Origin of the sequence: Dyella sp., from assembly GCF_035277725.1 — a bacterium.
Lineage (GTDB): Bacteria > Pseudomonadota > Gammaproteobacteria > Xanthomonadales > Rhodanobacteraceae > Dyella_B.
The window spans coordinates 1-8,725 of record NZ_DATEJY010000068.1 but is presented as its reverse complement, the minus strand read 5'-3'; the positions used below and the strand labels follow the sequence as shown (position 1 = coordinate 8,725).

The 8,725-nt window shown below is 60.4% G+C and carries 10 protein-coding genes and 2 pseudogenes; 6 read left to right on the top strand and 6 right to left on the bottom strand.

Going from position 1 to position 8,725, the window contains the following annotated elements; all coding sequences use genetic code 11:
• Positions 1 to 483 (top strand): annotated as a pseudogene (locus VJR68_RS06600) (ABC transporter permease); the annotation flags it as partial.
• A 94-nt stretch (positions 484 to 577) separates the two neighbouring features.
• Here VJR68_RS06600 and VJR68_RS06595 read toward each other — a convergent pair.
• A complete protein-coding gene (locus tag VJR68_RS06595; RefSeq protein WP_324146873.1) occupies positions 578 to 1,447 on the bottom strand; it encodes an alpha/beta fold hydrolase in 870 nt (289 codons plus the stop codon).
• The gene (hemH, locus tag VJR68_RS06590) at positions 1,444 to 2,499 is read right to left on the bottom strand and encodes a ferrochelatase (protein WP_324146874.1); all 1,056 of its coding nucleotides are present in this window, start codon (positions 2,497 to 2,499) and stop codon (positions 1,444 to 1,446) included. The genes VJR68_RS06595 and hemH overlap by 4 nt, the downstream gene beginning before the upstream one ends.
• A 122-nt stretch (positions 2,500 to 2,621) precedes the next feature.
• Between hemH and VJR68_RS06585 the strand changes: the two genes are divergently transcribed.
• From VJR68_RS06585 to VJR68_RS06565, 5 genes are all read left to right on the top strand, one after another.
• A complete protein-coding gene (locus VJR68_RS06585; RefSeq protein WP_324146872.1) occupies positions 2,622 to 3,311 on the top strand; it encodes a lipid-binding SYLF domain-containing protein in 690 nt (229 codons plus the stop codon).
• 87 nt (positions 3,312 to 3,398) lie between these two features.
• Positions 3,399 to 3,641, top strand: coding sequence for a Sec-independent protein translocase subunit TatA (tatA, locus tag VJR68_RS06580; RefSeq protein WP_324146871.1), 243 nt, complete (start codon positions 3,399 to 3,401; stop codon positions 3,639 to 3,641).
• A 23-nt stretch (positions 3,642 to 3,664) separates the two neighbouring features.
• Positions 3,665 to 4,027, top strand: coding sequence for a Sec-independent protein translocase protein TatB (gene tatB / locus VJR68_RS06575; protein WP_324146870.1), 363 nt, complete (start codon positions 3,665 to 3,667; stop codon positions 4,025 to 4,027).
• The gene (gene tatC / locus VJR68_RS06570) at positions 4,014 to 4,775 is read left to right on the top strand and encodes a twin-arginine translocase subunit TatC (protein ID WP_324146869.1); all 762 of its coding nucleotides are present in this window, start codon (positions 4,014 to 4,016) and stop codon (positions 4,773 to 4,775) included. Before tatB ends, tatC begins: the two co-directional genes overlap by 14 nt.
• Positions 4,775 to 5,974, top strand: a complete 1,200-nt coding sequence (locus tag VJR68_RS06565) for a class I SAM-dependent methyltransferase (RefSeq protein WP_324146868.1) — start codon at positions 4,775 to 4,777, stop codon at positions 5,972 to 5,974. The genes tatC and VJR68_RS06565 overlap by 1 nt, the downstream gene beginning before the upstream one ends.
• Here the strand turns inward: VJR68_RS06565 and VJR68_RS06560 are convergent.
• The 4 genes and pseudogenes from VJR68_RS06560 to cca form a co-directional block, all read right to left on the bottom strand.
• Entirely contained in the window at positions 5,969 to 7,141 is a 1,173-nt protein-coding gene (locus VJR68_RS06560; RefSeq protein WP_324146867.1) for a YfhO family protein, read from the bottom strand. The two genes, VJR68_RS06565 and VJR68_RS06560, sit on opposite strands and share 6 nt — an antisense overlap.
• Positions 7,116 to 7,880 carry a hypothetical protein gene (locus tag VJR68_RS06555; protein ID WP_324146866.1) on the bottom strand — a complete coding sequence of 255 codons (765 nt, stop codon included), beginning with the start codon at positions 7,878 to 7,880 and terminating at the stop codon, positions 7,116 to 7,118. The genes VJR68_RS06560 and VJR68_RS06555 overlap by 26 nt, the downstream gene beginning before the upstream one ends.
• Entirely contained in the window at positions 7,817 to 8,206 is a 390-nt protein-coding gene (locus VJR68_RS06550) for a hypothetical protein (RefSeq protein ID WP_324146865.1), read from the bottom strand. The genes VJR68_RS06555 and VJR68_RS06550 overlap by 64 nt, the downstream gene beginning before the upstream one ends.
• Before the next feature lie 20 nt (positions 8,207 to 8,226).
• A pseudogene (cca, locus tag VJR68_RS06545) lies at positions 8,227 to 8,725 on the bottom strand (multifunctional CCA tRNA nucleotidyl transferase/2'3'-cyclic phosphodiesterase/2'nucleotidase/phosphatase); the annotation flags it as partial.

Genomic DNA, 8,725 nt, shown 5'->3' with positions numbered 1-8,725 from the left:
AAGCTGGCGGCGACGTGTGCGTTCTCGCTCGTCAGCCTGTTGATCTGCGTGGTGGCTTTCGGCTTCTGCGGCAAGCTGATTCCGATCGAGCGGCTTGGCATGCGTATGAGCCTGGGCGTTTCCTTTGCCTCGCAAGTGGTGGTGTTGATGCTGCCGCTGGTGATGCTGCTGGCGTGCCTGCAGACGCTGGTGTCGGCATTCGCGAAGAGTTATCGCGAAGCGCAGTCTTACCAATCCGTGCTGATGCTGGTCCCGGTCTTTCCATCGATTCTGCTGAGCGTGACGCCGATGAAGATCGCCGACTGGATGTATTACGTGCCGTTGCTTGGGCAGCAGGTCGGCATCATGCAATTGCTGCGTGGGGAACAGGTGACCGCGACGCAGATGGCCAGTTGTGTGATTGTTGGCTTGATCGTCGCGTTGCTGGCGATGGTGGCCACGGCGTGGGTGTATCGGTCGGAGCGGTTGGCGATTTCGGCGTGATGACCTCGATGGTCATCATGCACGCGAAACTCGTAGGCTGGGATGAGAATCCCAGCGCAGAGGTCGGAATAGAAGCTGGGATTGTCATCCCAGCCTACGCGGCATGCCGTAACAGCCATGCCGCGACGGCACTTGGATGTTCCAACTGCAAATGATGTCCGCCGTCCATATGCGCTACATCAATACGCGGCACCAGCTGCGCACGCGCTTCCATCATCGCGCTTGGCAAATAGGGTGTAACCGGCGTGGAAAGCAGCAATGAGGTGGGTGCTTTGATGCCGGCAAGCAACGCGCGAATCTGCGCTTCGGCCAACCGTACGGCGCTGGGTCGCGTCAAACGCGGATCGCTGCGCCAGCGATAACCGCCTTCGACTTGGAGCAGCCCGCGTTCCACGATCGGCCGCGCCAGGTCGGCGCGCAAGCCGCTGGCCATGCTGCGTGCGCTGATCGCTTGATCGACATTCGCAAATAACCGCAATGACTTGCCGCTTGTGGTGGGCGCGGCATAAGCATCGCGAAAACGTTGCAAGGTGTTGGAGCCATCGTCGCCGAGTGGCCCCAGCCCTTCGATCAGGAACAGGCTATCGATCCGTTGCGGCGTCGCGGCAGCGGCGAGCGAGGCGATGCCCGCACCAAGCGAATGGCCGAGCAAGCTGTAGCGCTCAAGCCCCAGCGCATCGGCGGCACTGAGCACCGCGCTGACGTAGTCGACGTAGTGATAGCTGATGCCGGCCGGCAGATGGCTCGAATGGCCATGCCCCGGCAATTCCAGCGCGATCACTCGAAAACGTTCGGCCAGTTTCGACGCAAGGAAGCTGTAGCTGCCGGCGTTGTCCAGCCAGCCATGCAATGCCAGCAGCGGCGGTGCTGCTTGGTCACCCCACATCAACGCCGTAAGCGAGAGATGATGCGATAGCGTGATGCGCTGTTCGATCGGCGCACTGGCGTGGGCGTGCTGGCTCATGTCGTTTCGTTCGCTGAGAACTCCGGCCATCCTTGGGCATGCCGCAAAATCAGCGTCGCCAGACTAGTTACTTGCTCGTCACCGTCGTTGAGCGCAGGGATGTAGCGCAGTGCTTCGCCACCGGCTTTGGTAAAAAACTCGGCGTTCTGCATGGCGATTTCTTCCAGTGTTTCCAGGCAATCCACCGCGAAGCCGGGGCAGGCGACGTCCAGCCGTTTCACGCCTTCGCCGGCGAGGCGCCTGACGGTTTCATCCGTATACGGTTGCAGCCAGGGCTCGCGACCCACGCGCGACTGGAAGCTCATGATCAGCTGTGTTTCGCTCAAGCCAAGACGCTCGCGCAGTAACCGCGCCGTAGTCTGGCATTGATGCAGATACGGATCGCCGGCAGCCACGTAGCGCTGCGGAATGCCATGGAACGACAGCAGCAACTTGTCGCTGCGCCCATGTATCGCCCACCACTGCTCGATCGATCGCGCGAGCGCTTCGATGTGGCCGGCGTCATCGTGGTAACTATTGATGATGCGCAATTCCGGCGGCCAGCGCAGTTGCTTGAAGGTGTCGGCAACCGCGTCGATGACCGATCCCGTCGAAGTGCCCGAGTACTGCGGATACAACGGCAGCACCAGCAGGCGGCGTACGCCTTCGCGCTGCATCTGCTCGATCTGCGTGCGCACCGACGGCGCGCCGTAGCGCATGGCCAGCGCTACACGCACCGGTCCGGTGGCGAGTTGGCTCAGCCTGGTCTGCAGTGCAGTAGCAAGCTTTTCCGAGCCGACCCGCAGCGGCGAGCCTTGCGGCGTCCACACGCGTGCATAGGCATGGGCGGAGCGCGCCGGGCGGATGCGCAGGATGACGCCGTGCAGGATCAGCCACCAGAGCCAGCGCGGATATTCGATCACGCGCGGATCACCCAGAAACTCCGCCAGATACGGTCGCAATGCGCGCGCCGTAGGGGCGTCTGGTGTGCCAAGGTTCACAAGTAATACGCCAGCCTGGGCAGGTTGGTCGTAGGATTGGCCAGCAAGGCCGGTATAGTGATGAATTGGCATGGTGGCGGGCAGCGGACGAGCCGGCCAAGTCTGCCACAAGCCGCCATGAGCCTTTCGCATGACGTGGCCACGACGGCCGCCGTTTGCGATCGCGATCGAGTCATTCAAATCGGGAGCTATCCATGTTCAAAGCATTGCGTCGCCTTTCGTTTGTCGCCCTTGCACTGCTGCTGCCCGTAGCCGCCGCGCACGCCGATGACGACACCCCGCAGCAGCGCGCCCAGAGTGCCGTGCGCGTGCTCAATGAGATCGAGCAGGCGCCGGACAAATCCATTCCCACCGACCTGCTGCGCGATGCCAAGGCGATCGCGGTGATCCCGGACGTGTTGAAGGTCGGTTTCGTGTTCGGCGGGCGCCGCGGCGAGGGCCTGATCTCGGTCAAGAATCCGGACGGCACCTGGTCCAACCCCAGCTTCATTTCCTTCGGGGGCGGCAGCGTAGGTTTCCAGATTGGCGTGTCCAAGACGGACGTGATCCTGGTGTTCCGCACGCAGCGCGGCGTGGATAACATCGTCAACGGCAAGTTCACGATCGGCGCGGACGCCTCCGCGGCGGCCGGTCCGGTGGGCCGTACCGCCTCGGCGGCGACCGATCAGCAGCTGAAGGCGGAGATCTATTCCTATTCCCGCGCCCGTGGCCTCTTTGCGGGCGTGGCGCTGGACGGTTCGGTGATCAAGATCGATTACGACGCCAACGAGCAGGTCTACGGCAAGGGCATCACCCCCCGGCGCATCTTCGAAGGCGGGGTGAGCAATGTCCCGGCGGCGGTCGTGCGCTTCCGCGACTCCCTGGAGGAGTACACTGCGCGATAAGGCTGCGCGAGCGCGCTCTTCACATGACGGAACGTCGGCGCCTGCACGTCCGCAGGCGGCCGGCAACACTCCGCAACGAGGTTTGACATGGGTTTGGACAGCATTTGGCATTGGGCGATTCTGCTCGTCATCATTTTGCTGGTGTTCGGCACCGGCAAGCTGACGCGGGTCGGCTCCGATCTCGGCAACGCCGTACGCGGCTTCAAGAAAGCCATGCAGGGCGACGAAGACGAGGAAAAGCGCAAGGCGCAGGAAAAGCTGCAGGCCGACCCGGCGCCCGGCGCCAGCAGCACGGCCAATCAGCAGCGCGATTCCACCGAATCCAAATAAGCGCGTACGCGTAGGTAAGCACCATGATCGAGATCAGCCTCGGCAAGCTGATGTTGCTGGCGCTGATCGCACTGATCGTGCTCGGCCCGGAAAAGCTTCCCCACGCGGCCCGCACGGCCGGCGCCCTGGTGCGCCGCCTGCGCCAGGGCTGGGACAGCGTGCGGGCCGAGGTGGAGCGCGAGCTGGAAATCGAAGACCTCAAGCGCACCGCGCGCGAAGCCGCGGCACGCGCCGAGGCCATGCAGGCCGAGATGAACAAGGCCGCTCGCGAGACGCGCGAACAGGTGACAAGCGCCGCCACGGATGTGCGCGAGAGCGTCACCGACGTGCAGAAGGATCTGCTGCAGGCGGATGCACCGAAGGAAACGCCGCATGGCAACGCCTGAGCCCGAGATGGATCTGCAGCAAGGTCTGTTTTCGCACCTGCTGGAGCTGCGTTCGCGGCTGATCAAGGCGATCCTCGCCCTGGCCGTGGTGCTCGCAGCCTTGGTGCCGTTTGCGAACCGCCTGTATGCCTGGCTAGCAGCGCCGTTGGTGTCCCGTCTGCCGGAAGGCGCGCATCTGATCGCCACCGAAGTGGCGAGCCCCTTCGTGACGCCGTTGAAGCTCGCGTTCTACGCCGCGTTGTTCATCAGCATGCCGGTGATCCTCTATCAGCTGTGGGCCTTCGTGAGTCCTGGCCTCTACAAGCACGAAAAGCGCCTGGCGCGGCCGCTGCTGGCGGCGGCGCTGGTGTTGTTCTACATCGGCTGTGCGTTTGCCTATTTCCTGGTGCTTCCGGCCGCGTTCCGCTTCCTTACCGCCGTCACGCCACAGGGCGTGGAAATGATGACTGACATCACGCATTACCTCGATTTCGTGATGCTGATGTTCTTCGCCTTCGGCCTGTGCTTCGAAGTACCGGTGGCGGTAGTGGTGCTGGCGGCAGTAGGCATCGTCGATCTCGACAAGCTGCGCAAGGGCCGGCGTTACGCCGTGGTCGGCGCGTTTGCCATCGCGGCGGTGGTGACGCCGCCGGACATCACCTCGATGATCATGCTGGCCATTCCGATGTGCGTGCTTTACGAACTGGGCGTGCTCGCCGTGCGCTGGTTGCTGAAGCCGAATCCGGCTGATGCACCGTCCCATCCATGATGCACAAATCGTCCCGCCTTCCCGAGCCCGCTGCCGACGAGCTGGCCCATTCCGAACGCCTGTTGCAGCACTTGCGCGAGACCATTGCCGCGCATGGGCCGATACCGTTTTCGCAGTATATGGAACGCTGTCTCTACGCGCCGGGCCTGGGCTATTACAGCGCGGGCAAGACCAAGTTCGGCGAGGCTGGCGATTTCGTCACCGCGCCGGAACTTGGCGAGCTGTTTGCGCGTTGCGTGGTGCACGCTGTGCAACCGGTACTGGCGATGTTGGGCAGCGATGCGGATTTTCTTGAACTTGGTGGAGGCAGCGGTTCATTCGCCGAAGCAGCGTTGCTCACGCTCGCCGAAAACGGCGTACTGCCTCGTCGCTACCTGATCCTGGAACCAAGCGCCGACTTGCGCGAACGCCAGCAAGAACGGCTGACGGCCGGGTTGCCGGCAGAGGTGATGGCGCGCGTGGCGTGGATCGACCGTCCGCCTGAGCACAACTGGCGCGGCATTCTGTTCGCCAACGAAGTGATTGATGCGCTGCCGACCACGCGCTTCGTAATGCGGCATGGCGAAGTCTACGAAGAATACGTTGCGCTCGATGGCGAGGCACGCCTGATGCGCGTCGATCGTCCCGCCGATGCCCTGGTTGCCGGCGCCGTCAGGCACGTCGAACGCGATCTGGGCCGCCACTTCGACGATGGCTACCGTTCGGAAATCCTCCCGCAATTGCCGTACTGGATGCAGGCCATCGCCGGCTCGCTCGAAGCAGGCGTGATGCTGTTCATCGACTATGGCTACGTGCGTCGCGAATACTATTTGCCGGAACGGCAGGACGGTACCTTGATGGCGCACTATCGCCATCGCGCGCACAGCGATCCGTTTCACCTGCCGGGCCTCAACGACCTCACCGCCTCCGTCGACTTCACCGCCCTGGCCGAAGCTGGCAACAGCGCAGGCTTTGGTGTTGCCGCGTATTTGCCGCAAGCGCATTTCCTGATTGCCGCGGGATTGCAGGATGTTTTCGAGCACGCTTACGAGCGCGCTGCTGATGATGCCGCACGCTACAGTCTTGCTCAGCAGGTGAAAAAACTCACGTTGCCGGATCAGATGGGCGAGCGGTTCCAGGCGATGCTGTTGGCGCGTGGCTTACCGGCGTTACCGCTGCCTGCGGAGTTGCTGGCGGCGGATCAGGGTGGGCGGCTATAGCACCGGCGAACCATGAGCGTGCTGCCATGCATAAGCGACCATGGACCAGGGATGAAAGCGAAAGCGTAACTCGTGCTCGCCCGAAGGGACGCAAACGGCACGGAACATCCCGTTGGCGCGATGGATAGGAATAGTCTTTCCATCGAGTTCGGCTTGCCAACCCGGAAAGTCGAGCTCGCTAACTACTACCCAACCGTTGTCTTTTGCCTGCACGCGGATGTGCTGTTGCGTCGGTGTTGCACTGACGACTGAGGCGTTTACCTGCCCGTTACAGGTTAAAACAAGTGCGCTGGCTGTACGTGCATCTTCATGATCGCGTGGCGTCAGCAAAAGAACGTTTCGAAAATCAGAGCTTGCAAACAAGGGTGCGTCCACTGCAGCTCCTGGCGCCAGCAGGTGTGCACGGGTGGGATTGAGCAAGCGTGAATAGCTTAGATCAGTACTCCACAACTCGGTATCTTTGTCTGAAAAAATGCGCTGGTAGTCGTCAGGAGGTTGCGGTGTGGAAGTGACTTCACGATGGCCAATGATCAAATACTTCGCTCCGAGAAGCCGGCTTATCGGTCCACCCATGGTGGGGTTGAAAGGCGTCGATCGATCAGCGACAAGGCTGTTTTCGCGCGCACCATACCATTGTTCGTATAAGGTGTATCGCAGCGGATTGTAGCCCTGTGTCGACAATATATTTTGGAAAACCACCATGTTGTCCCATGGGACAGAGGTGTTTCGTGTCTCGATGCGAGGTGGTAGGGCTTCTTGGCGTTCGTGAATCTTTTGGGTCAACAGTCTGACGATCTGATTATCTTGAAACAGTTGTGCTGTGTTCCTCATCTGATTGAAGCGACCGTTCAAGTTGAAACATCGATAGTCGATGATCAGTATCGCCAGCAACCACAACGTTGTGCGCCATTCGGTTCCCGGTTTTTGAAGGCGCCAAAGTGCCAATGCTGCACAGGCCGATGCCGTCAGAGTGAATGTCTGCCAGCGCATGCTTTCCACGCGCAAGTTAAGGCTGGCGCCTGCTAGCCAGCAAGCAGCCGCAAGGAGAAGAATGCTGATTTCCTTGCGGGATTGCAGTTTGAATCGACTGACGGCAATACCAGCGATAATTGCTAAAGAAAAATTCAACAAATAGGCAGCGTCACTGGGTCGCCGAAAGTGATGCATGCCAGCTATAGAGCCAACAATAGAACGGTGTGTGGGTGCCAAACATGTACAGGCATGCGACGAGCGCCATGGCGCCAAAGAATGCTAATGATGCCCTGCATTGACGGTCCTGCCATGCACGTGTGAGGGCAAGCATGGCCATTAATGGGATGGTGCCGATATATAGGTAAGCCTCGACCAAGCTGGCTGGACCATGGTAGGTGCCGCGCAATGCGTGCAAGGCATTGGGCGCTAGCAGGCTTAAGAGCGCGCGGGAATCCAAAGAGGCCCCTGCCGCGTCGGACAAGGTCATCATCTCTCGATTGGAAATACCCATGAACGCCAAACTGAACAGCAATTGGGGAAGGGCAAGTGCCAATGCGCAGGCTAACGCAATGGCCATTCCCCCGACCCATCGCCGGCGATCCGGCTTGCTGTAGTTCTTCCATTGACATGCTGTTCCGATCATGGCGTAAGCGATCAACGCCAAGACGAAAAGATAAGTGACCTGTACCAGATGCACGGCTAGTGCACCTGCGGCCACGCCGCACAGAAGACCACGCCGCAGCTTGGGTTGTTCAAGAAAATGCCGAAGAAAAAACAGCACGACTGGCGCATGGCCGTAAGCGACGACAATGGGAGTGTGTTCGAGCCGGGAGGCAGCAACGCCGCCGGCCATGTATACCGTTGCCCCTATCAGGGCGCCGGTGGTGTTGACTTTGTCTCGCCGTAAAAACGCGAGCATGGCAACACCGCCCATAAGGAGATGCAGCAGTACACCCAGCTGAACCACACGGGCCCGGGGGCTTCGCGCAGCAGCATCCATGCCATCAATAGGGGAGAAAACAGCATGCCTTGTGGATCGGCAATTTGTGGATAGCCCGAATAGATATATGGGTTCCACCAAGGCGCAAGCCCAAGTCGGAGACTATGAGCATTGAAGTAGACAATGGGATAAAACTCATCCATGGCATCCCACGGCATGACCGACTTGCCTATCAGCAAGGGCAAATTCAGCGCCAACCATGCCAGGCATAGCACGACGATGAGATGTTGAAAGGTAGGATGCTTGGTTGTATCTGACATGTCGTCCCTGAGCAAAAGGGTTAGTCCGTTGAAAGGCTGTCTTTCAGTACGCCAATTACCTCTAAGCGTGCTTTCTCCATCGCTGCACCTATGGCAGGACCTTGCAAACCCCGTGTAACAAAAGGCACTGAGGTGATCGATGCTGCGACATCACGTGCGTGACGCAGATAAGGGGCTTGAGGGTAGTCATCCTTTTCGTGACCAAGGCGGCCACGCTTGTCAGCCATGCACGCAGCAAGAAAAGTTTGCAAACGCTCGGGTCGGCGCAACGCATCAAGTGCGGTCAGCAGCTTGAGTACCGTGGCGGGCTTCAGTTCGAACGCGCGATGCACGTTGAGATGTTCACGGCAAACGAGTTCGGCAAGTTCGGCGTATTCGGTGGGTACCTTTAAACGTGCGGCAAGTACGCGCAGTGGTTCTACGCCACGGTGTTCGTGACCGACGTGGCGCGGGAGTTCGCCCTTGGGAGTCAGCGCTTTGCCGAGGTCGTGGGTGAGGGCGCAGAAGCCGACCAGGTCG

What these genes read in the sequence shown, in the direction of transcription:
- VJR68_RS06560 (WP_324146867.1), bottom strand. Translation starts at nt 7,141, where the DNA reads ATGCATCACTTTCGGCGACCCAGTGACGCTGCCTATTTGTTGAATTTT.
- tatB (WP_324146870.1), top strand. Translation starts at nt 3,665, where the DNA reads ATGATCGAGATCAGCCTCGGCAAGCTGATGTTGCTGGCGCTGATCGCA.
- VJR68_RS06585 (WP_324146872.1), top strand. Translation starts at nt 2,622, where the DNA reads ATGTTCAAAGCATTGCGTCGCCTTTCGTTTGTCGCCCTTGCACTGCTG.
- VJR68_RS06555 (WP_324146866.1), bottom strand. Translation starts at nt 7,880, where the DNA reads ATGGGCGGTGTTGCCATGCTCGCGTTTTTACGGCGAGACAAAGTCAAC.
- hemH (WP_324146874.1), bottom strand. Translation starts at nt 2,499, where the DNA reads ATGCCAATTCATCACTATACCGGCCTTGCTGGCCAATCCTACGACCAA.
- VJR68_RS06595 (WP_324146873.1), bottom strand. Translation starts at nt 1,447, where the DNA reads ATGAGCCAGCACGCCCACGCCAGTGCGCCGATCGAACAGCGCATCACG.
- tatC (WP_324146869.1), top strand. Translation starts at nt 4,014, where the DNA reads ATGGCAACGCCTGAGCCCGAGATGGATCTGCAGCAAGGTCTGTTTTCG.
- VJR68_RS06565 (WP_324146868.1), top strand. Translation starts at nt 4,775, where the DNA reads ATGCACAAATCGTCCCGCCTTCCCGAGCCCGCTGCCGACGAGCTGGCC.
- VJR68_RS06550 (WP_324146865.1), bottom strand. Translation starts at nt 8,206, where the DNA reads ATGTCAGATACAACCAAGCATCCTACCTTTCAACATCTCATCGTCGTG.
- tatA (WP_324146871.1), top strand. Translation starts at nt 3,399, where the DNA reads ATGGGTTTGGACAGCATTTGGCATTGGGCGATTCTGCTCGTCATCATT.